This is a genomic window from Providencia sp. R33, assembly GCF_019343475.1.
Taxonomy (GTDB): domain Bacteria; phylum Pseudomonadota; class Gammaproteobacteria; order Enterobacterales; family Enterobacteriaceae; genus Providencia.
Map to the genome: position 1 here is coordinate 1,924,623 of NZ_CP072453.1, position 23,513 is coordinate 1,948,135.

At 41.7% G+C, this 23,513-nt stretch carries 18 protein-coding genes, 3 tRNA genes and 1 other RNA gene; 11 read left to right on the forward strand and 11 right to left on the reverse strand.

The window, feature by feature from the left end:
* Positions 1-118: 118 nt before the first annotated feature.
* Complete coding sequence (locus tag J6836_RS09070; protein WP_219248674.1) at positions 119-784, reverse strand: riboflavin synthase subunit alpha; 666 nt, start codon at positions 782-784, stop codon at positions 119-121.
* A gap of 276 nt (positions 785-1,060) precedes the next feature.
* Between J6836_RS09070 and J6836_RS09075 the strand changes: the two genes are divergently transcribed.
* The 6 genes from J6836_RS09075 to J6836_RS09100 all read left to right on the forward strand — a co-directional run bounded on the left by J6836_RS09075 (position 1,061) and on the right by J6836_RS09100 (position 5,353).
* On the forward strand, positions 1,061-2,434 hold the full coding sequence (locus J6836_RS09075) for an MATE family efflux transporter (protein WP_219248676.1): 1,374 nt from the start codon (positions 1,061-1,063) through the stop codon (positions 2,432-2,434).
* Between the two features lie 156 nt (positions 2,435-2,590).
* Positions 2,591-2,667, forward strand: a tRNA-Val gene (locus J6836_RS09080).
* Between the two features lie 30 nt (positions 2,668-2,697).
* Positions 2,698-2,774, forward strand: a tRNA-Val gene (locus J6836_RS09085).
* A 32-nt stretch (positions 2,775-2,806) separates the two neighbouring features.
* Positions 2,807-2,883, forward strand: a tRNA-Val gene (locus tag J6836_RS09090).
* Between the two features lie 405 nt (positions 2,884-3,288).
* Positions 3,289-4,701, forward strand: coding sequence for a pyruvate kinase PykF (gene pykF / locus J6836_RS09095; protein ID WP_219248678.1), 1,413 nt, complete (start codon positions 3,289-3,291; stop codon positions 4,699-4,701).
* A 415-nt stretch (positions 4,702-5,116) separates the two neighbouring features.
* Positions 5,117-5,353, forward strand: a complete 237-nt coding sequence (locus J6836_RS09100; protein WP_047756290.1) for a major outer membrane lipoprotein — start codon at positions 5,117-5,119, stop codon at positions 5,351-5,353.
* A 96-nt stretch (positions 5,354-5,449) separates the two neighbouring features.
* Here J6836_RS09100 and J6836_RS09105 read toward each other — a convergent pair whose 3' ends face one another.
* The 9 genes from J6836_RS09105 to ydiJ all read right to left on the reverse strand — a co-directional run bounded on the left by J6836_RS09105 (position 5,450) and on the right by ydiJ (position 16,258).
* Positions 5,450-6,514, reverse strand: coding sequence for a L,D-transpeptidase family protein (locus J6836_RS09105; protein ID WP_219248680.1), 1,065 nt, complete (start codon positions 6,512-6,514; stop codon positions 5,450-5,452).
* A gap of 206 nt (positions 6,515-6,720) precedes the next feature.
* Positions 6,721-7,137, reverse strand: coding sequence for a cysteine desulfuration protein SufE (sufE, locus tag J6836_RS09110; RefSeq protein WP_219248681.1), 417 nt, complete (start codon positions 7,135-7,137; stop codon positions 6,721-6,723).
* Between the two features lie 36 nt (positions 7,138-7,173).
* Complete coding sequence (gene sufS / locus J6836_RS09115; RefSeq protein WP_219248682.1) at positions 7,174-8,412, reverse strand: cysteine desulfurase SufS; 1,239 nt, start codon at positions 8,410-8,412, stop codon at positions 7,174-7,176.
* A 4-nt stretch (positions 8,413-8,416) separates the two neighbouring features.
* On the reverse strand, positions 8,417-9,724 hold the full coding sequence (gene sufD / locus J6836_RS09120; RefSeq protein ID WP_219248683.1) for a Fe-S cluster assembly protein SufD: 1,308 nt from the start codon (positions 9,722-9,724) through the stop codon (positions 8,417-8,419).
* A complete protein-coding gene (sufC, locus tag J6836_RS09125) occupies positions 9,699-10,445 on the reverse strand; it encodes a Fe-S cluster assembly ATPase SufC (RefSeq protein WP_219248684.1) in 747 nt (248 codons plus the stop codon). The genes sufD and sufC overlap by 26 nt, the downstream gene beginning before the upstream one ends.
* Positions 10,446-10,490: 45 nt before the next feature.
* The gene (sufB, locus tag J6836_RS09130) at positions 10,491-11,990 is read right to left on the reverse strand and encodes a Fe-S cluster assembly protein SufB (RefSeq protein ID WP_219248685.1); all 1,500 of its coding nucleotides are present in this window, start codon (positions 11,988-11,990) and stop codon (positions 10,491-10,493) included.
* 16 nt (positions 11,991-12,006) lie between these two features.
* Positions 12,007-12,375: a Fe-S cluster assembly scaffold SufA gene (gene sufA, locus J6836_RS09135; RefSeq protein WP_219248686.1), complete on the reverse strand. Its 369-nt coding sequence runs from the start codon at positions 12,373-12,375 to the stop codon at positions 12,007-12,009.
* A gap of 413 nt (positions 12,376-12,788) precedes the next feature.
* Positions 12,789-13,205, reverse strand: coding sequence for a 1,4-dihydroxy-2-naphthoyl-CoA hydrolase (gene menI / locus J6836_RS09140; protein ID WP_219248688.1), 417 nt, complete (start codon positions 13,203-13,205; stop codon positions 12,789-12,791).
* Complete coding sequence (gene ydiJ, locus J6836_RS09145; RefSeq protein ID WP_219248690.1) at positions 13,205-16,258, reverse strand: D-2-hydroxyglutarate dehydrogenase YdiJ; 3,054 nt, start codon at positions 16,256-16,258, stop codon at positions 13,205-13,207. Before ydiJ ends, menI begins: the two co-directional genes overlap by 1 nt.
* A 255-nt stretch (positions 16,259-16,513) precedes the next feature.
* On the opposite strand from ydiJ, the gene ydiK reads away from it, so the two are divergent.
* Both ydiK and rprA read left to right on the forward strand, forming a co-directional pair.
* On the forward strand, positions 16,514-17,629 hold the full coding sequence (gene ydiK, locus J6836_RS09150) for an AI-2E family transporter YdiK (RefSeq protein ID WP_219249462.1): 1,116 nt from the start codon (positions 16,514-16,516) through the stop codon (positions 17,627-17,629).
* 226 nt (positions 17,630-17,855) lie between these two features.
* Positions 17,856-17,965, forward strand: an RNA gene (gene rprA / locus J6836_RS09155) — antisense sRNA RprA.
* 373 nt (positions 17,966-18,338) lie between these two features.
* Here the strand turns inward: rprA and ppsA are convergent.
* Positions 18,339-20,717 (reverse strand): phosphoenolpyruvate synthase, encoded by a 2,379-nt coding sequence (gene ppsA / locus J6836_RS09160; RefSeq protein WP_219248693.1) that lies wholly within the window; start codon positions 20,715-20,717, stop codon positions 18,339-18,341.
* Between the two features lie 262 nt (positions 20,718-20,979).
* Here ppsA and ppsR point away from each other — a divergent pair, with 262 nt between their 5' ends.
* From ppsR to hemP, 3 genes are all read left to right on the forward strand, one after another.
* Positions 20,980-21,843 (forward strand): posphoenolpyruvate synthetase regulatory kinase/phosphorylase PpsR, encoded by an 864-nt coding sequence (ppsR, locus tag J6836_RS09165; RefSeq protein ID WP_282560641.1) that lies wholly within the window; start codon positions 20,980-20,982, stop codon positions 21,841-21,843.
* 124 nt (positions 21,844-21,967) lie between these two features.
* Positions 21,968-23,017 carry a 3-deoxy-7-phosphoheptulonate synthase gene (locus J6836_RS09170; protein ID WP_219248695.1) on the forward strand — a complete coding sequence of 350 codons (1,050 nt, stop codon included), beginning with the start codon at positions 21,968-21,970 and terminating at the stop codon, positions 23,015-23,017.
* Positions 23,018-23,248: 231 nt separating this feature from the next.
* Positions 23,249-23,482, forward strand: a complete 234-nt coding sequence (hemP, locus tag J6836_RS09175) for a hemin uptake protein HemP (RefSeq protein ID WP_255586365.1) — start codon at positions 23,249-23,251, stop codon at positions 23,480-23,482.
* Positions 23,483-23,513 lie beyond the last annotated feature (31 nt).

Here is a 23,513-nt window from a genome sequence, read left to right on the forward strand (position 1 = left end):
ACTTTACACTTGATTAAGCACCTTTATCCTAAATAAATCTAAAATTCATGTATTTATTCAGGCTATAGTATGATTGTATCTACTATAGCCTCATTAATTTTCAGCCGCCACTCACTACTTATTCTGCTTGGGCCTCTTCGACAGCGTCATTTCCTTGTCGCAATAACTTTTCTTGTTCTTTTTGACTGAGTACTCGCTCAACAGTATCCACAATTGCTTGGGTTTGAGGGTCTATCTCAATATTAATTTTATCCCCTAAGCGTTTTTGGCCTAATGTTGTTCTTTCCAATGTTTCAGGAATTAAATGCACGCAGAACCGGTTATTGATCACATCACCAACCGTGAGGCTAATACCATCAATAGCGACAAACCCTTTATGTAAAATGTATTTCATCAATGCTTTATCATGGATGGATAGCCAAATTTGATGATTGTCTTCTGAAGTGAAAATTTTACTGATTTCCGCGGTGGTCATGATATGCCCAGACACTACATGACCGCCAATTTCATCACCATATTTCGCAGCACGCTCAATATTGACAACATCCCCTTCTTGCAATGCACCCAAATTTGTCAAACGGAGTGTTTCTTTAATTAGATCAAAGCTGACTCTTTCACCATCAATTTTAGTAACCGTCAAACAGCAACCGTTATGGGCTACAGAGGCGCCAGTTTCTAAACCAACCAGTAATTCAGGGGTGAATTTCATGACATGAGTACGAAAATTCGCTCTTTCCGTAATTTCAACAATTGGAGCGGTCGCTTGAACAATACCTGTAAACATAATGACTCTCTGTGTCGTGAATTAATTAGTTCAGTTTACCTAAGAATTTTTTGAGATCTATCTTATTTGAGTGATGAGATACAGACTTAATAACTAGCTGTAATCAAATACACTAAGAGACAAAAGTGCTCTTTCATTAATAAGCAGTATATCTTTATTGGAAAGCATAGGTAAAAGAGATAGAATAAAGGGTTTTAATAATACTTTGATTTATTGCTAAAGCATTTATTTTTCTCGTTTTTTCTTCTTCATTATTTTTATTATAAAGGTGTATGCGTGCAGAAATATTTTACAGAAGCGCGTAGCTTGTTGGCTCTCGGTATTCCTATCGTTCTAGCTCAGTTTTCACAAACCGCCATGGGGTTTGTCGATACGGTTATGGCAGGTAGCGTCAGTGAAATCGAGATGTCCGCAGTTGCAGTTGGGTTCTCCATCTGGCTGCCAGCTATTCTTTTTGGTCAGGGGCTGCTAATGGCGTTGACCCCTATCGTTGCTCAAATGAACGGGTCCGGCCGCCGCAATTTAATTGGCGATCAAATTCAACAAGGATTATGGCTCGCACTATTTTTAGCCTTGGGTATTATGTGTTTGCTTTATAATAGCCAGCTAATTATTAGCAACATGCCACACATTGACCCAGAACTTGCTGATAAATCCGTTCGTTTCTTGCATGCCATCATGTGGGGTGCGCCGGGGTATTTATTCTATCAAGTCTACCGTAGCCAATGTGAAGGCCTTTCGAAAACTAAACCGGGGATGGTGATTGGTTTTCTGGGCTTAATGGTCAATATTCCAATTAACTATATCTTTATCTATGGTCACTTCGGTGCCCCTGCTCTTGGCGGCGTAGGCTGTGGTGTGGCAACTGCCTCAGTGTATTGGGCTATGTGCATGATGATGAGATGGTATGTGAAACGTGCTTCTGCTCAGCGCGATATTCGCCCTACTGTTCCTTTCACATCGCCAAATCCATTAATTTTAAAGCGAATTATTGTGCTAGGTACGCCAATTGGCTTAGCGCTGTTCTTCGAAGTCACGTTATTTGCCGTTGTTGCACTGTTAGTTGCACCATTAGGCGTTGTTGCCGTTGCTGGCCACCAAGTTGCGCTTAACTTCAGCTCGGTGATGTTTATGTTCCCATTATCACTGGGGATCGCTGCAACCATTCGCGTAGGTTATAACTTAGGTCAGCAATCCACCGAAGCTGCTAAAGTGTCTTCTTATACAGGCCTTGCTGTTGGCTTAATGGTCGCAACGATTACTGCAATTTTTACCGCTGTTTTCCGTGAACCAATTGCAATGATGTATAACAAAAACCCTGAAGTGGTTGTTTTAGCATCCAGTTTAATGCTTTACGCTGCTATCTATCAATTATCGGATTCCGTGCAAGTTATTGGCGCAGGGATTTTACGTGGCTATAAAGATACTCGCTCAATCTTCTTTATTACGTTCACTGCTTATTGGTTATTAGGTTTACCTACCGGCTATATTTTAGCCTTAACTGACTATATTGGACCTGCAATGGGGCCAAAAGGTTTCTGGATAGGCTTTATTGTTGGGCTAAGTGCCGCTGCGGTGGGTATGGCAACACGCATTATGTGGATCCATAAGCAACCAGAGCAAGTTGTCCTACTTCGTTCAACACGCTAATTGTCGGTTTTTTAAGCAATTTATTGTGTGGGAAGATGTATTTCGCACCAGATAGTTTTAAATACGAGCAAACTGTCGCGAAATTACATTTTCCCCTTGCCAGATTCACGGCATAACGTTAATATTCGTCCCCGTTGTCACCTAGAAGTTTTAAGCGCGTCCGTAGCTCAGTTGGTTAGAGCACCACCTTGACATGGTGGGGGTCGGTAGTTCGAGTCTACTCGGACGCACCATTCTAGTTAACACAACACGTTAATTTCAGTGCGTCCGTAGCTCAGTTGGTTAGAGCACCACCTTGACATGGTGGGGGTCGGTAGTTCGAGTCTACTCGGACGCACCATTTCAAGTTAACACAATGCGTTAATTCTCAGTGCGTCCGTAGCTCAGTTGGTTAGAGCACCACCTTGACATGGTGGGGGTCGGTAGTTCGAGTCTACTCGGACGCACCATTTCCTAACACCTTCATTTATATTCCAATATTTTCCTTGATTGTCACTTAAACTTGTCTTATTTTGTTGCGCAACAATTTAACTCATATAAAATCAACCGAATAATTGATCTTAGCTATTTCTTCATTCAATTTAGTAAAATTTGATTTGTCTCACAGTTTTTTGTTGTCTATAATACTCGCGCTGGCTGAAAGGTTTCACCAGCAATAAATCAGTATGTTAGCTTTAATGAAGTTTGTCGACTACACTATAATTAGAATCAAATTGTGACAAGTTTCATTATAATATTGAATTTAACACCAGACTGTCGCCTATTCTTATAAATGAGTTGCGCAACAAGTTTTATCATGCGCACTAAGCATCGGCGGCAATACCGATTTCCTTTATAACCTTAGATAGACTGCCATGAAAAAAACCAAAATTGTTTGTACTATCGGTCCAAAAACCGAATCTGAAGAAAAACTGACCCAACTGTTAGATGCAGGCATGAACGTCATGCGTCTGAATTTCTCCCACGGTGACTATGAAGAACACGGTCAACGTATCAAAAATCTTCGCTCTGTTTGTGCAAAAACTGGTAAACAAGCAGCTATCCTGCTGGACACTAAAGGCCCTGAAATCCGCACCATGAAATTAGAAGGCGGTAACGATGTTTCTCTCGTTGCAGGTCAAACCTTTACGTTTACCACTGACACATCTGTCGTCGGTAATAAAGATAAAGTTGCTGTCACTTACGCTGGCTTAACAGCTGACCTAAAAGTCGGTAACACAGTGTTAGTCGATGATGGCCTTATTGGTATGAAAGTTACCAATGTCACCGCAACTGAAGTGGTTTGTGAAGTCTTAAACAACGGCGACCTGGGCGAGAAAAAAGGCGTCAACCTACCAGGCGTTTCAATCGGCCTACCAGCCTTAGCAGAAAAAGACAAAGAAGACCTCGTATTTGGTTGCGAACAAGGTGTTGATTTCGTTGCAGCATCTTTCATCCGCAAACGCTCTGATGTTGAAGAAATTCGTACTCATCTGAAAAAACACGGTGGCGAAAACATCCAAATTATTTCTAAAATTGAAAACCAAGAAGGTTTAAACAATTTTGATGAGATCTTAGAAGCCTCTGACGGCATCATGGTTGCTCGTGGTGACTTAGGTGTTGAGATCCCAGTCGAAGAAGTTATTTTCGCGCAAAAAATGATGATTGAAAAATGTGTTAAGGCTCGCAAAGTCGTTATTACTGCAACACAAATGTTAGATTCAATGATCAAAAACCCACGCCCTACTCGCGCTGAAGCAGGCGACGTGGCTAACGCCATTTTAGACGGTACTGACGCAGTTATGTTGTCAGGTGAAAGTGCGAAAGGTAAATACCCAGTAGAAGCTGTGACCATCATGGCAACTATCTGTGAACGTACTGATCGCGTAATGCCAACCCGCATTGACAACCAAAAACCAAGCCAACGTTTACGCGTTACTGAAGCGGTATGTCGTGGTGCGGTTGAAATGTCTGAAAAATTAGACGTTCCGCTGATTGTTGTTGCAACTTACGGTGGTAAATCCGCGAAGTCTGTTCGTAAATACTTCCCGACTGCGCCAATTCTTGCATTAACCACGAATGAAGAAACAGCACGCCAGTTACTGTTAGTTAAAGGTGTGATCCCAATGATTGTGGGTGGTTTCACTTCTACAGATGATTTCTACCGCGAAGGTAAACGTGCTGCATTAGAAAGTGGTTTAGCGGCTGAAGGTGATGCAGTTGTCATGGTATCGGGTGCATTAGTCCAGAGCGGCACAACTAATACCTCTTCTGTTCACGTGTTGTAATTAATATTTTATAGAATGCTAAAAGGCCGATAACTGTTAATTCAATTATCGGCCTTTTTTATTTTTATTGAACATTTAATGCTATCTTGGCTTAACTATTCGTCTGTTTAGATTTCCTTAGCAAATATCCTATCTCTATTTAAGTGTAATATCATAAAATGCTCGTTAATTGTTCAAATAACAACCTTCATTAATCTTAATTGAAATTTTTCTTCTTTTTCCTACGACTAAATGTAAAGTATTTCTAGCAAATCTTTAAATTAAGTACTAGCATAAGACCTAGTAAGTGCCATACCCTAATTTTCATTAGGTTGTTTTAAAGGGATATAGCAAGCTTAAAGATAATCGTCTTGGCTCTATTATTTGGTGACTTGCTTTTTATATTTTCAAGATAATCAATCTAGAGGGTAAAATAATGATTCGTACTAAAATTCTACTGGGCTCTATCGTATTAGCTTCAGCATTACTAGCGGGTTGTTCTAACAGCACTGAAGTGCAAAAACTCTCTTCAGACGTACAAACTCTGAATGGTAAAGTTGATCAACTGAGCAACGACGTTCAGTCACTGCGTTCTGATGTTCAGACAGCTCAAGAAGAAGCAGCACGTGCTAACCAACGTCTGGACAACCAAGTTCGTACTTACAAAAAATAAGTTCGATTTGGTCGTTATCTAGTTGAAACGACGCTTTTTTAGAAGCTGATAGTATTTATAAGGGCCTATGAAAATAGGCCCTAATTTTTTGTCTGATTATTGTACAGCTAAAGAGGAACGGTATTTGGTGGGTAATAATGCGCCAATTTTACCATCGTAAATCGGGCCAGGCTGCGAAATAGTGAACGGCTCAATCGGTATTAGCCCTTCATATTGGTTTTCATGCGCTGGTTCATTAGTACCCTGATCATTATTTACACGCACAGGCATCCCAGAACGTCTAGCAAGCTCTTTTTGTACTAAAGCCTTATCTACCCCTTCATTTTCAAGAAAACGCTTGAAATCGTCAGAGAGCTTGATTGGCATGGTTTGTGGATCATCCTTACTCGAGCGAGATAATGGCTGATGCACTTCGATGTAATAGCTACCATCTGCTTCTTTTGAATATTTCACAGCTTGATCAATAACTTGGACGCGAGTTCCTTTCGGAACTGTTTTAAATAGCGCTTCAATATCATCAGGACGTAAACGGATACAACCGGAACTGACACGCATTCCAATACCGAAGTCTGCATTGGTACCATGGATTAGATACTCACCACGACCATAGGCTAAACGTAAGGCATATAATCCCATTGGGTTTTCAGGGCCCGCTGGAACAACAACGGGTAATGTAATCCCTTCTTTTGCGTAATTTTTACGAATATTTGCGGTTGGTGTCCATGTTGGGTCTTTAATCGACTGGCTGACTGATGTGACCATTTCAGGTGTATCACGTCCCAATTGGCCAATACCAATTGGATAAACAATGACATTATCGCTGTTTGCAGGGTAGTAATATAAACGCAACTCTGCCAAGTTAATCACAATCCCTGTTCTTGGCGTTGATGGTAATAACATTTGTGCAGGAATAATCAGCTCCTTACCTGCTTCTGGCAGATAAGGGTCAGTACCTGGGTTTGCTTCAAGCATCCCTAATAAACCAATTTCATGTTCACTAGCAATCGCTTCAAGGGGACGACCATCGTTCGGCACGATATACGTGTAATTTTCCCCGATTAGGCGGGTGTTACTATCAGGCAATGGGTACTCTTTTGCCTGAGCTGGCGCAAACAATGCACTCATGACAAACAAACTTGCCACTGTTAAAACTCTTTTCATACCTACTCCAAGGAAAATAGTGTACTTACAATAACGCAATGATTATTGCTCATAATAGCAACTATTCTTAATATCTTTAATACTTAATGAATATTTTAATTAACTAATATTATTGAGTAAGCCTTTATTGGATGATCAGATTTTGACAACACACTGAGGTAAGGAGGGAAAATAGACGAGGGAACTAAGTTGCTCCCTCGGTCAAACTAAACTAATTCATTTGCACGCGCTAAGATAGTGCGGATCATGGCATTCAACCCTTGGGTTCGTGAAGGGGTTAAATGTTGTTCTAACGCCAATTGCTCAAAAAAGGATTTTACATCTAACGCTAAAATTTGCTGTGGTGTTTTACCTTGAAAAAGAATAATGACAATCGCCACTAACCCTTTAACGATTGCAGCATCACTATCCCCTGCAAAGGTAATTGTGCCATCAGATTGTAACTGCATATCAATCCATACTTGGCTTTGGCAACCCGCAATTAGATTGCTATCACTTTTTTGTGTTTCATTAAGCTCAGGCAAACGCCCACCTAGCTCAATCATATACAAATAACGTTCTTCCCAATCCTGACAACGCGCAAAATTACGTAATAATTTATTTTCATCGGGTAATGCGGGCATACTCACTTCCTTTACCATTCACTTAATTCTTTGTGCTTAGCCTAACAATTTTTTAATGCGCTGTAACGCATTGAATAACGCATCAATATCTTCTTTAGTGGTATAAATTCCCACCGACGCGCGGCACATAGCAGGAACATGGTAATGCTCCATCAAAGGTAAAGCGCAGTGGTGCCCTGTTCGAATAGCAATACCATACCTATCCAAAAAAGACCCAACATCATAGGCGTGGTGCTCACCAAGGTTAAAGGCCAAAACACCTTCACGTTGGTCGTTACCGTATAACCTGATAGACGGGATATCTTTGAGCTTTTGCGATGCATACGCCATGATTTGCGCTTCATAAGCAAACACATCACGTAAGTTTAATGCAGTCAAATAGTCGAATGCTGCACCTAACCCAATAATTGCACTCACATTTGGCGTACCCGCTTCAAAACGCCAAGGCGCATCAGCAAAAGTAATTCCCTTAGTTAAGCTAACTTGGCGGATCATCGCCCCGCCGCCTTCCCATGGTGGCATCACATCTAAGATAGCCTTTTTGCCAAATAGAATACCGATACCAGTTGGCCCGTATAATTTGTGTCCTGAAAACACATAAAAATCGCAATCCAAATCCTGTACATCAACCTGCTGATGCATCGCACCTTGTGCACCATCCACTAGAATTGCCAGTTCACTGCCGTTTTGTAAGGCAATTTCACGTGCTTGTTGGATAATTTCTTTGACCGGATTTACAGTGCCTAACACATTCGAAATATGTGTGAAACTCAGTAACCGTGTCCGCGCATCGATTAATTCATTGAGCTTATCTAGCTGTAATGTTCCATCATCGGAAATAGGGATCACGCGGACTTCAAAACCAATTTCTTCAGCTAATAAAAACCAAGGAACGATATTGGCATGGTGCTCCATCTCAGTAATGACGATATTATCGCCTTCAAAGAAATGCTTGCGCCCGTAGCTATTGGCAACGAGGTTGATGCCTTCTGTGGTTCCTTTAACAAAGATAATTTCTTCATTAGAGCCCGCATTGATGAAATCTGCGGCCTTTTGGCGCACCTCTTCCATCATGGTTGTCGCATTGGCACTGAGTGTGTGAATGCCGCGGTGAACCGCGGCATACTGATGTAACGTAAACTCACTCTCGCACTCAATAACTTGCAACGGTTTTTGCGCACTCGCTGCACTGTCTAAATAGACGAGTGGATGGTTATTCACAGATTGTGATAAGGCAGGAAAATCCCGCCTGACTAACGCAACATCAAATGACATGGGATTAAACCTCCGCTAAGCGCTGGCGGATGTTTGCCATCACAGCGTGCTTTAACTCTTCCGACTCAATAGACTCTGTCAATTCTGCGGCAAATGCGATGATGATCATATGCTTAGCCGCTTTGCCATCAATCCCTCTTGAACGCAGATAAAACAATTGTTCATCATCAATTCGACCTACTGTCGCACCATGACCACATTTCACGTCGTCTGCATAAATTTCGAGTTGTGGCTTAGTATCGATTTCAGCTTTATCACCGAGCAACAAGGTATTGTTCGTCATTTGGCCATCAGTTTTCAGCGCATTTGGGGCAACTTTGATCATCCCATTAAACACCGCTTTACTGCTGTCCATCCCAATCACTTTATGCAATTGACGGCTATTACAGAAACTGTTGTTGTGCTCCAAATACGTTCGTGTATCCGCAATTTCATTACCTTTTGGCAACAGTAAACTGTTAAGCTCAAGCTCAGTATTTTCACCATCAAGGCGTGCACTTGTATGGTTACGTGTTAAGCCTGCACCTAACAAAAAGCTGGTGCTTTTAACGCGGCTATCACGTCCAACCACAATGTCGTTATGGGCGAAATGTTGCGCCTGTGAATTTTCCACATTCAATTTGAAGTGGCTAAAGTCTGCGTTATCACCCACTTCCGCGGTTAAACGGCTTCCCGTCATATGCGCTTGGCCATTTAAACTGACAAAGTGCTCAATGACCTGCGCTTTACTGTTGGTATCTAAGGTTAAATGATGACGATATTGGCTGATATTCATCACCTGTTCATCATTTCTGCCACTCGAAATATTCAGTAAATACAACGGTTTTTCCGCTATTTTATTTGCTGCTAAGTGGATAACTAACGGCTGTACCGCCAAGCTTTCCGTTAAATGTAAAAAGATTTCGCTATTGACGGGTGCAGGAAGTAAATCTTGATTATCGAGCAGAGACACTTGGAATGGCCCGACATCAATAGAACTAAGTGCTGAACTATAGCGCCCATCAATTAATACAATACGGTAAGCATCAATCGGTAACGCTAGCTTTTCACATTCACTCGTAACAGCATCTGTATCACTAAAATGGTATTGAGTATTCAATACGTTATTCAGTGGCGTGTAATGCCAATCTTCATGACGAAATGTAGGTAAGCCGACCTGTTTAGCCAGCTCCCAATGGCTTTTTGCATGCTGCGAATTTTCGCCTAAGCGTTGTTCGAACAGCGTTGCAAAGCGTGACATTGCTTGCTCATTGAGCGCAGCAACTTCAGCACGCTTTTGTGCTCTTTCACTGTTGGTCAATAAGCCAGCCATAACCCTGCTCCTCCAGTTTTTTCGCTAAACTGAAATCACCTGATTTGATGATTTTCCCTTGATATAAAACGTGGACGAAGTCAGGTTTTACATAATCTAAAATGCGTTGATAGTGTGTCACAATAATAAATGAGCGCTCAGGAGAACGCAGTGAATTCACACCGTTAGACACAATTTTCAGGGCGTCAATATCCAGACCTGAGTCTGTTTCATCAAGAATGCAAAGCTGTGGTTCTAGTGCCGCCATTTGCAGGATATCATTACGTTTTTTCTCACCACCGGAGAAACCGACGTTAACAGAACGCGCTAATAAATCCTCTGGCATTTCCAATAATTTAATTTTATCTTCAATAAAATCTTGGAAATCAAAACGGTCTAATGCGTCTTGTTGACGATATTCACGCACTGCATTAACCGCTGTTTGTAAGAAAAATTGATTACTCACACCAGGAATTTCGACTGGGTATTGAAATGCTAAGAATACCCCTTCTCCCGCACGTTCTTCTGGATCTAATTCAAATAAATTTTTGCCTTTAAAGGTCACTGAACCGCTATCAATTTCATATTCTTCGCGACCAGCAAGTGTTGCCGATAATGTACTTTTACCTGAACCATTTGGGCCCATGATGGCGTGAACTTCCCCTGGTTTAACTTCCAGTGATAACCCTTTTAAAATCTCATTACCTTCTACACTCACGTGTAAATCTTTAACACTTAACATATTTACATGCCTTTAGCGCTTGCGCGCAAATAAACTCGATAAGGATCAGCCAACGCTATGCTCTAAGCTGATCGCCAGCAATTTTTGTGCTTCTACGGCAAACTCTAAAGGAAGTTCCGAGAACACATCTTTACAGAAACCATTTACAATCATAGAGATAGCATCATCTTCACTAATTCCACGTTGTAAGCAGTAAAACAACTGGTCTTCGCCAATACGTGACGTTGTGGCTTCATGTTCAAGCTGTGCCGTATTATTTTTGACTTCCACATAAGGGAATGTATGCGCCCCACACTGTGTACCAATTAACATGGAATCACACTGCGTGAAGTTACGCGCATTTTGGGCGCTTGGCAGAATTTTGACTAAACCACGGTAGCTGTTTTGGCTCTTACCTGCAGAAATTCCTTTTGAGATAATCGTTGATCGGGTGTTTTTCCCGATGTGGATCATCTTGGTTCCGGTATCTGCTTGCTGGTTACCGTTGGTCAGTGCCACAGAGAAGAACTCACCAACTGAGTTATCCCCTTTAAGGATCACACTTGGGTATTTCCACGTAATCGCTGAACCTGTTTCAGATTGGGTCCACGACATTTTGGAATTTTCACCCTCACACAATGCACGCTTAGTCACGAAGTTTAGGATACCACCTTCTTCGCTATCCCCACCCGAGAACCAGTTTTGAACAGTAGAGTATTTAACCTCTGCATCTTTGTGGATAATGACTTCAACTACCGCAGCGTGCAATTGGTAGCTATCACGAACAGGCGCTGAACACCCTTCGATATAACTGACGTAACTGCCCTCGTCCGCAATCAAAATAGTGCGTTCAAACTGCCCTGTTTTAGCAGCGTTAATGCGAAAATAAGTGGAAAGCTCCATTGGGCAATGCACCCCTTTCGGGATGTACACAAAGGTGCCATCAGAAGCGACCGCCGCATTTAACGCTGCGAAAAAGTTATCGTGGCTTGAAACGACACTGCCCAAGTATTTCTGAACCAATTCAGGGTATTCTTGGATAGCTTCGCTAAATGAGCAGAAAATCACGCCATGTTTCGCAAGGTCTTCACGGTATGTGGTCGACACTGACACGGAGTCAAAAATGGCATCAACGGCAACGGCTTTACCTTCACGAACAGGCACACCCAGTTGATTAAACGCTTCTTCAACTTCCGCCGTTAAATAATTATTGGTTTCAGCAACGCCTGTTGCTTGGGTTGCCCCAGATTGTGAACCACAGGTATCATCACACGAGCCACAAGATGGCGCGGAATAATAGCTGTAATCCTGATAATCAAGATTTGGGTATTGGGCTTTGAGCCAATGGGGCTCTTCCATGCCTTTCCAGTGATTAAAGGCATCAAGGCGGAATTGTAACATCCACTCAGGCTCATTACGTTTCGCTGAAATAGCGCGGACAACATCTTCGTTGATCCCTTTTGCCATTTCATCTGTTGCGACTTCCGTAAAGAAGCCCTCTTTATAACGCTGGTCATCAAGCCAGCTTTGAACATCATCGCCAACTTCTACATTGCTCTGTGACATAATCTGACTTCACATGTTAAACGCCGAAGCTTTCACCACACCCACAGGCATGTTGGGCTTTCGGGTTATTGAATTTGAAAATTTGATTCAGCCCTTCTTGGACGTAATCAACGACTGTGCCATCTATAAATGGCATTGCTTCTTTTGGCACATAAAGGTGCGCCCCATCGAGTTCAAATAACAGGTGGTTGTCGGTTGGGTTTTCGATCATTTCAAATACATAACCGAAGCCTGCGCAGCCAGACTGTTTAACGCCGAGTGAAAGCCCTTTAGTATTTGGGTTTTGCACCATCAATTTTTTGATTTGTTTTGCAGCGCTTTGTGTCAGGCAAACTCCCTGCCAATTGTTTTCATCAAATGAAAATGTCTCTACACCGTCAGTCATATTGACCCCACATTTCTTATGGCTTTTCAGCCTGTTATCAGGAGATTAACTCTGTCTACCCTATGGTAATGATTACCTATGCTACTTCAACCATTTGTTTTAAGAGGTTATAGCTATTTTAGTGCTTTTTTTGATCGAAATGAGCTTATTTACTAAGCAAAAACAGCCAAAAAAGAACTTAACACGATGAAAAATAACAGATAAATAGAGTTACATTTTTTATTTAATTTTGTACTAATAAATACACAAAAATGACACAAATTAATAAAGATGCATTTATTATACAACTTAATTTATTTGATAAAAATGAAAATGCATTCATCTGAATATATAGGTGGGGGCAATTGATAAAAACAACAACTCGTTTTCGAGATATTTTCCCGAAAACGAGTTAGACAAAGAAACGAAGGGTGTTACTCAAATAAAACCGCAGTTGTTAGACGTGATGTGCAACATAACTTGCCTTGCTCATTGAAAATTTCAATGTTCCAGACTTGCTGACGCCGGCCGAGATGAATGGGCTTGCAAACGCCACGTACAACACCTGAACGCGCTGCACGAACATGGTTAGCATTGATTTCAACACCCACCACGCGCTGTTCACCTTCAGTGCACATATAGCCTGCGATAGAGCCTAATGACTCAGCCAATACCACGGATGCGCCACCATGCAGCAAACCAAAAGGCTGCTTTGTTCGCGCATCCACCGGCATCGTGCCTTCCATATAATCATCACCCACTTTGGTGATTTCGATACCAATGTGCCCTAACATGCAAGTTTTTGACATTTCAGCTAATTGTGCTAAATCAAATTGACGTTTCCAAATCATTAAACAATCTCCAACAAAGCTTGAATCGGGTGTTTTATTAACGTGTTTTCCATGCGTTTTACTTGGCTGCGGCAAGAGTAGCCTGAACTTAAACAGCGCTCTTTTGGCAGTGACGACATCGCCCCTTTCCAAGATAAGTTATAAATTCCTTTCGAGTTTTCTAGGTTTGCAACCTCGTGTCCATAAGTTCCCGCCATTCCACAACAGCCTACACTCACATTGTTAAGTTGCTGCCCAAAGCGTGCAAATAAAGACGCCCATTGGTTTGCACTGTTTGGCAGTGCTGTCGATTCGGTACAATGACCAAAAAAATACCATGGCTGTGCTTCACCTGTTTGTGCAATTTGTGGTTCAGGCAAGGTAATTAACCATTCATGAGCCAGCATTACCGTAAATTGGCATTGGTCTTTACCTAAAATTTCATGGTATTCATCGCGATAGCACAAAACTAATGCAGGGTCGACTCCCACCATGGGCAATTGCAATTTTGCCACACGGTTTAAAAAGTCCGCGGTTTTACGAGCCGTTTTCGCAAATTTAGCTAGAAAGCCTTTGATATGTTGCGCTTTACCATTGGGTGAAAATGGCAACAACACGGGCTTATAACCTAATTTTTCGATTAATCGCACAAAATCTGCAACGACTTTCGCATCGTAATAGCTGGTAAATGGGTCTTGTACCACCAGCACATAATTTTCCCGTTGCCCTGCGCTCATTCCTTCAAGTTGCTCTAACGTCACTGTGACTGCAGCGTGGCCTGAAAGCTCTTGTTTTAAAGTCGGTTGCGAAAACAGCGGCAAATCCACCATCCCAATAGTGCGTTCACTTAATTTTTGCACGATATTTTGACGCAAGAAAAAGTTAAAAACACCAGGCACTTTTGACAGTAACGGCGCACTTGCTTCCACATTTGCAACGATATGGTCACGAACAGGGCGCAAATAGCGGCCGTGATATAACGCTAAAAATTTCGCTCTAAACGATGGCACATCAATTTTAATTGGGCATTGTGTTGAACACGCCTTACACGCCAAACACCCTGACATCGAGGCTTTGACTTCATGGGAAAAATCATAATCCCCTTGTTTAGCTCGCCACGTATTGCGTGTTTTTTCAATCAATCCACGTAATGATGGTTGGCTCTGCGTGATACCTTTTTCAAGATGCTCCGGTGTCACGCCTTGCTCGGCAAGTAACCTCAACCATTCGCGCACTAATGTGGCGCGCCCTTTTGGTGAATGAATACGCTGGCCACTGATTTTCATCGATGGGCACATTGGGCTTTTCACATCAAAGTTAAAACAGAGCCCGTTTCCATTACAGTCCATTGCACCACGGAACTCTTGGCGCATCTGCACCGGAATTTGGCGGTCGTATGTACCGCGTTTGATGCCATCAACTTGTTTCATTGGTGCATCTAAACCCGCTGGCGGGCAAATTTTCCCCGGATTCAAACGATTGTCGGGGTCAAATGCAGCTTTAATATTACGTAATTCACCGTACAGCACATCACCAAAGAACTCAGGGCTATACTCCGCGCGGAAACCTTTACCGTGCTCCCCCCAAAGAAGACCACCGTATTTCGCAGTTAATGCAACAATTTCATCAGAAATTTGTTTCATTAATACTTCTTGCTGTGGATCGCACATATCCAACGCAGGGCGCACATGTAAAACCCCTGCATCCACATGGCCAAACATGCCATAATTGAGTTTATGATTGTCTAGCAACGCTCTGAATTCAACAATATAATCAGCAAGATGCTCAGGTGGAACACATGTATCTTCAACAAATGGAATAGGCTTAGCGGCCCCTTTACTGTTACCCAGTAAACCAACCGCTTTTTTACGCATATTATAAATACGTGTGATATCTTCAAGATCATGACAGGTTTGGTAACCAATTACGCCTGCTTGATTGCTTGCCATTAATTCATCTAAGCGTTGACACAAACTTTCAGTCAATTGATTGATTTCATCTTCATCGTCGCCGCTAAATTCAACAATGTTTAACCCTAACATTTCTTTGTTTGGCACATCAGTAATTAAGGCTTTGACGGAATGCCAAACGATGTCTTCCTTCGCAAGGTTAAGCACTTTTGAATCAACCGTTTCAACGGATAATGCTTTAGCCTGCACCATAAAAGGCGCATTACGTAGTGCAGACTCAAACGAGTCATATTTCACATTTACTAAGCGGCGTACTTTAGGAAGTGGCGTAATATCCAGCGTCGCTTCCGTGATAAACGCAAGAGACCCTTCTGACCCCGTTAGAATACGGGTGAGGTCAAACTCCGTTAACTCATCGTTAAACACATGGCGTAAATCATAGCCCGTTAAAAAACGGTTAAGCTTGGGAAATTTTGCTTCAATTAACGGACGTTGTTCAAGGCAGCGCTCTAATACCGTTTTATAGATACGCCCCACCACCGAATCTTCAGACGCAATCGTTTGGGCGAGAGCAATAGGCATAGCTCGGGTATCGAGGCATTCACCTCCCAATACCATCGCTTTAACGCCTAATACATGATCAGAGGTTTTACCATAAACCAGCGAACCTTGTCCTGATGCATCTGTATTAATCATCCCACCTAGTGTGGCACGGTTACTGGTTGATAATTCAGGTGAGAAAAAATAGCCGTATGGCTTTAGAAATTGGTTCAGCTGGTCTTTTATGACCCCCGCCTCAACCTTAACCCAACCCTGCTCTGGGTTAATTTCTAAAATGCGGTTCATATAGCGGGACATATCGACCACAATCCCTTCAGTTAAGGATTGCCCGTTTGTTCCCGTACCACCGCCACGAGGTGTGAAAGTGAGCTCACGGTATTTTTCTTGCCCTGCAACACGTGTAATAATTTGCACGTCCGCACTAGAGCGCGGGAAAACGACAGCTTGAGGCAGCAACTGATAAATACTGTTGTCTGTCGCCATGGATAATCTTTCTGCATAACTGGTGCCAGTATCACCCGTAAAACCTTGTTCTTGTAGCTCATGCAAGAACGTGATGACGAGTTGGCTGAGATGAGGTGCTTCTGATATACGCGGGATCATTATTAACGATGACTCTTGTTGTTTAGTGTTCGCATTACTCGTTATGTACTATCTTTATTTTAAGTTGCACAATAGTGTCTTAGGTTTATGAAAAACGTATTCACAGCCTGTAAAGACAGTACAGCCGCTGATGACATTGTCGTCATGAACCATATCACAATATTGTTTTTTTTAACCGTGAAAAATAATTACGTTATTTTCGCCTTAAAAAACCCGACACATGCAGAATTTTCATTTGTTAAGGATCAATCATTAATGGAAAAATCGCAAAAACGTTTGGATCTACCCAAACTTATTTTCGGGCTGCTATCCATCGTTTTACTGATAGCCGCCTGCTTTTGGGTACTTAATCCCTTTATTCTTGGTTTTGTTTGGGCAGGAATGATGGTCATTGCAACTTGGCCGCTGTTATTGCGCCTTGAAGCTCGCCTGTGGAATAAAAGATGGCTTGCAGCCTTAGTGATGGTTCTTCTCATTTTACTGCTGTTTGTGATCCCTCTTGGCATTTTAATCGGCAGTATCATTGAAAACAGCTCTCCACTCATTGAGCTGGCAAAGTCCCCATCAAGCCTCACATTGCCTGACTTAGAGTGGTTAAACACTATCCCTATGGTTGGCGAAAAGATTTATTACGCATGGCATAGCCTCGTTGCCAGTGGTGGTAATGCCCTACTTGCTAAAATTCAGCCTTACTTTGGGCAGGCTGCTGGTTGGTTTGCAACACAAGCAATTAGTGCTGGGCGTTTTGTTTTCCACTTAGTATTAATGCTGCTCTTTAGTGGACTACTCTACCTGAAAGGCGAAACGGTCATGTTAGGCATGCGCCATTTTGCCGTTCGTTTAGCAGGGATCCGTGGTGATGCTGCCGTTGTCTTAGCCGCACAATCCATTCGCGCAGTTGCACTTGGTGTAGTTGTGACCGCGTTGATTCAAGCGATTGTTGGTGGTGTTGGCCTTGCACTATCGGGTATTAGTTATGCGGCTATTCTGACCGTATTGCTGTTTATCTGCTGTGTAGCGCAATTAGGGCCCCTATTAATTATGATCCCATCAGTATTATGGTTATTTTGGACTGGCGATACCACGTGGGGCATTATTTTAGCGGTTTGGGCCGCCATTGTTGCAACCATGGATGGTGTACTTCGCCCATGGCTGATTAAGATGGGGGCTGATTTACCAATGGTACTGATCCTTGTTGGGGTTATCGGCGGGATTTTATCATTTGGTATGATTGGATTGTTTATTGGCCCTGTTGTTTTAGCGGTTTCCTACAGTTTATTGAAGGCTTGGATGAACGAAGTCGCCCCACCTAATGAAGATCTAAGTGAAACCGAAAAGTTTCTCGCAGAAGAATTCTTGATTAAGAAATAATTTTATTAAGTGAAGCAGATATGTTTATCGTTAAGCATGTCTGTTTCAATAATGGTTCTTCTCTCATTAATATTTAGAAACAATATTTAACATTCTAACGTTAGTATTCAGCTTAATTTATGTTAACATAAAACTACTGAATATTTCTCTTTACGTAACAATAGGTAATATTAATATTGAGAGTGTTCTTAATGATTGTATAATTTAATTAGTTTATTATCCAATCACTGAATTAAATGAATTTAATCATTATGCTGCCTCCCTTTCTTGGCGTAATGACAAACGAATTGCTGTGTGTAGTCTTTGCCTGTCAGCCCATGATAGGCTTTTTTTTTGCGTAAACATTCAAAATGAATAATATTCATGTCTAAATTAAATCATCACTTTATAAGCATTGATTGAAATCAACTTTCAATTTGCTTGCTTTAATTAAGTAAACATACTCCCTATGTATTATTCCCTATACTTTCTTTTTAATTGATCACATCAGTGATGCACCACAACCCATACATCATTACGCTTATTATGTGTAATAATGTATGCGAAATTAAAATATGTATGTCATATTAAATGCATAATCATTCGCTATTTTTTATATCTATCTTATTACGTAATCGTTATTACCAATTGCAATAATAGATATTTCAAATTAAGTAAAAAGGCCGACTGGGGAATACCCAATCGGCCTTTCAATTAATAAATAGTGTTGTTATTGGTTTTCTGCGATTGTTAACCACGTTTGAACCACAGTATCTGGGTTCAATGATAAGCTATCAATACCTTCGTCAACTAACCACTGAGCAAAGTCTTGGTGATCAGATGGACCTTGACCACAAATTCCCACATATTTATTCTGACGTTTCGCCGCTTTTATCGCCATAGAAAGCATCGCTTTAACAGCATCGTTGCGTTCATCAAATAGTTCAGAAACAACGCCAGAATCCCTATCTAAGCCTAATGTCAACTGAGTCATATCGTTAGAGCCGATAGAGAAACCATCAAAATGCTCAAGGAATTGATCGGCTAACAGTGCGTTTGATGGGATTTCACACATCATAATCACTTTTAAGCCGTTCTCACCACGCCTTAAATCATGCTTCGCCAGTTCTGCAATAACAGATTCCGCTTGTGCAACGGTACGCACAAACGGGATCATCACTTCAACATTAGTGAGCCCCATGGTATTACGCACGCGTTTAACCGCTTCACACTCCAACGCAAAACATGCGCGGAAGCTATCAGAAACATAGCGCCCTGCACCACGGAAACCTAACATTGGGTTTTCTTCTTCTGGCTCATAAATATCGCCACCCACTAAATTAGCGTATTCATTAGATTTAAAGTCAGATAAGCGAACAATCACACGTTTTGGCCAGAATGCCGCAGCTAACGTTGAGATCCCTTCAGTTAATTTGCCGATGTAAAACTCAATCGGGTCTTCATAACCTGCCATCATTTCACGAATTTCAGCTTGTAATTCAGGCGATTGTTTATCAAATTCCAGTAATGCTCTTGGGTGAACCCCAATCATGCGGTTAATGATAAATTCCAAACGCGCTAAACCTACACCTTCGTTTGGTAAACAGGCAAAATCAAATGCACGGTCAGGGTTACCCACGTTCATCATAATTTTGACATTAAGGTCAGGCATATCACTCACTTCTGAACTGTGAATTTCAAATGCCAACTCACCGTCATATACGAACCCAGTATCACCTTCGGCACAAGAAACCGTCACATTTTGGCCTTCTTGTAAGCGCTCTGTTGCATCGCCACAGCCTACTACCGCAGGAATACCCAGTTCACGAGCAATAATTGCAGCGTGGCATGTACGCCCACCACGGTTAGTTACGATAGCGGCGGCCTTTTTCATGATAGGTTCCCAGTCAGGATCTGTCATGTCAGTGACCAACACATCACCTGGCTGAATTCTATCCATTTCACTAAGGTTATGGATAACTTTCACTTTACCAGCACCAATACGATGACCAATGGCACGGCCCTCTACCAGCACTTGGCCTTGCTGTTTTAACTGATAACGCTCCATCACTTGTTGATTGGAACGTACAGTTTCTGGTCTTGCTTGAACAATATACAGACGCCCATTATGACCATCTTTTGCCCACTCAATATCCATTGGGCGGCCGTAGTGTTTTTCAATCTGCAATGCTTGGCGAGCTAGCTCTTCAACCTCAAGATCAGTCAAAGAGAAACGATTGCGTAACGCTTCTGGTACATCTTCAATTTGCACTTGTTTGCCGTGCTCTTTACTGTTGGCATACACCATTTGTAATTTTTTAGAGCCAAGGGTACGGCGCACAATTGCAGGGCGGTTATTTTTCAGTGTTGGTTTATGAACATAGAACTCATCTGGGTTCACAGCACCTTGCACTACCATCTCACCTAAACCATAAGCTGAAGTGATGAAAACAACCTGATCAAAACCAGATTCGGTATCAATGGTGAACATCACACCCGATGACGCTAAATCAGAACGAACCATTCTTTGAACACCTGCAGATAATGCTACGCCGCGATGGTCGTAACCTTGGTGTACACGATATGAAATCGCACGGTCGTTAAATAAAGATGCAAATACGTGTTTAATCGCAACTAAAACGGCATCAATACCTTGAACGTTTAAGAATGTTTCTTGCTGCCCTGCAAATGAAGCATCTGGCATATCTTCTGCGGTAGCAGACGAACGCACAGCAAATGAAGCTTCCGCTTCACCTTCAGAAAGCTGAGCAAACGCATCACGAATATCTTGTTCCAACTCCTTCGTCAGTGGGGTATCAATCACCCATTGACGGATCTGAGCACCTGCTACAGCCAGTTGGTTCACATCATCAATATCCGTTTCATCTAGCAGGTTGTAAATGCGCTGATTTACACCGCTCTGCTCCAGAAAATCATTAAACGCCTGTGCGGTTGTCGCGAAACCGTTAGGTACGGATACACCCAGATCAGATAAGTTAGTGATCATTTCACCGAGAGAGGCATTTTTACCCCCTACACGGTCAACATCATTCATCCCTAATTGGTTATACCAAAGTACATTACACGGAGTGAGGCCATTTGTGGACATTGAAAGCGATCCTTTTATAGCAATTTAGTGACAGAGTACATATCGTAAAAAATCTCGTTGGCGAAATATCGCCTCGTGAAATAGACTAGCACAGACGCTAATAGAAGATGGACAGGTGAATCGTTCCATCAAATAAGAAAACTTTTTTGTTCTAAAAATCGTTCAAAAAATGGCTATACTTCCCCCTATAAACTAATTTTTAAACTTTAAACAAAGATAATATCTCTCGATAACCAGTGATAAATACAATAAGAGACTAATAATGATGACCGAATTAGGAGCAATGAATACGATGGCCAGCCAAGTTCAACGCACTGTTTTCTTTATTTCTGATGGTACAGCGATTACAGCTGAAACTTTAGGGCATGCTGTACTTTCACAGTTTCCCTTGTCATTTACCTCTTATACATTGCCCTTTGTCACTACGCTAACCCGTGCAGAAGAAATAAAACAAAAAATTAATCTACTCTACGAAGAGACGCAAATTCGCCCTTTGGTGTTTTATTCCATCATCTCCCCTGAAGTTAAACAGATAATTACCCAGAGCTCTGGGTTTTGCCAAGATATCGTGCAAAGTCTCGTTGCGCCGATTCAAAAGGAAGTTGGTCTGGAGCCTGAGCCTAAACTAAATCGAACCCACGGTTTATCTATGCAGAATATGAATCAATACGATGCACGCATTGCCGCAATTGAATATACACTGGCTCATGACGATGGAATTTCCCTAAGAAATCTCGACCAAGCTCAGGTAATTTTAATTGGAGTTTCCCGCTGTGGTAAAACACCCACCAGCCTTTATTTAGCCATGCAATTTGGCATTCAAGCGGCAAACTACCCATTCACAGCGGATGATATGGATAACTTGCAGTTACCAGTAGCACTACGTCCCTATACCCACAAATTATTTGGTTTGACCATTAGCCCAGAGCGGTTAGCCGCAATCCGTGAAGAACGTCGTGAAAATAGCCGCTATGCCTCTATCAGGCAGTGTCGAATTGAAATTGCTGAAGTGGAAGCGCTATTTAGACAGAATAAAATCAATTACTTAAATACCACTAACTATTCTGTAGAAGAAATTTCTGCAAAAGTGATTGATACCATGGGGCTTCAAAGACGTATATTTTAGTGAATATAAAATAAAAAAAAATATTCACTCAATTTACGTTGGAGGTTGAAATTAAGCCATATTCGTTTATTGTGATCTTTATCACTTATATGGCGACAGCCTATTCAAGTTTTTGAGAACAAAAATGCACAAAACTGATGAGTTACGTACTGCGAGAGTGGACAGTTTAATCACGCCACAAGCTCTCGCTGATGAATTTCCTATTTCCGCAGAAGTTGCCGAAAACGTGACAGCGTCACGAAAACGTATTGAACAGATTTTATCAGGGCAAGACCCGCGTTTGCTGGTGATTATTGGCCCATGTTCTATTCATGATATTGATGCTGCCATCGAATATGCAAAGAAACTTAATGAACTAAAAGTGCGCCATCAAGACCGCTTAGAAATCGTCATGCGCACCTATTTTGAAAAACCGCGCACTGTTGTCGGCTGGAAAGGCTTAATCTCTGATCCGAACTTAGACAATTCATGCCAAGTCAATACGGGTATTCGCCTTGCCCGTAAATTATTGATTGAAGTTAACCAAATAGGGTTAGCCACTGCCACTGAATTTCTCGATATGGTAACGGGTCAATATATTGCTGATTTGATTAGCTGGGGCGCAATTGGTGCGCGCACAACTGAGAGCCAAATTCACCGTGAAATGGCCTCCGCATTGTCTTGCCCTGTTGGTTTTAAAAATGGGACGGATGGTAATATTAACATCGCCATTGACGCTATCAGAGCCGCAAAAGCGCAGCATATGTTTTTATCTCCAGATAAAAATGGCCAGATGACCATCTACCAAACCAGCGGTAACCCACATGGGCATGTCATTATGCGTGGTGGTAAACAGCCAAATTACAGTGCTGGTGACCTTGCAGCAGCGTGCGACAAATTGCGTAAATTTGAATTACCAGAGCACTTAGTCGTTGACTTTAGCCATGGTAATTGCCAAAAAATTCATCGTCGCCAACTTGAAGTTGCACGTGATATTGCAGAACAAATTAAAGATGGCTCAACCACAATTAGCGGCGTGATGGCCGAGAGCTTTTTAGTTGAAGGCACACAGAAAGTCAGCTCTGAACAACCTTTGGTTTATGGTCAATCAATTACTGACCCTTGTCTTGGTTGGGATGATACTGAACAACTGATTGAAATTCTTGCTCAAGCAGTGGAGCATCGCTTTAAGTAATTCCTCACTCAATCTCCCCACTCGCTTTGATTAATTTCTTATCAAAGCGAGCTTAAACCATCACCTCAGAAAATAAAAAAACAAAATCAATATTCACCACAATATTAATAACTATTAATTTTTGATTATCACCCAATTTACTCCAAAAAACCCTTGACCACTCACTCTGTTAACGATAATAATTCTCACTGCTAACACGCTACTCGTTAGAAAACGCATGAGAAAAATTTTATGACCTTATTAAAAAAGACAAATCAAATGGTATCGAAGAACCTTTTTTCAGATAAAAATGAAGAACGACATTCGGTACCTATTGAAACAAAACCAACTCAGGCGATATTAACAACACGCATGGTTGATAGTCAGCAGTTACTTAATAAGGATGGCAAAGTTGAAATTTTACACCACGGGGAAATTTACCAACTAAAGCAAACACGCTCAGGTAAATTAATTCTAACGAAATAAATAAGTTATACCGATAATCTATAGCACGCCC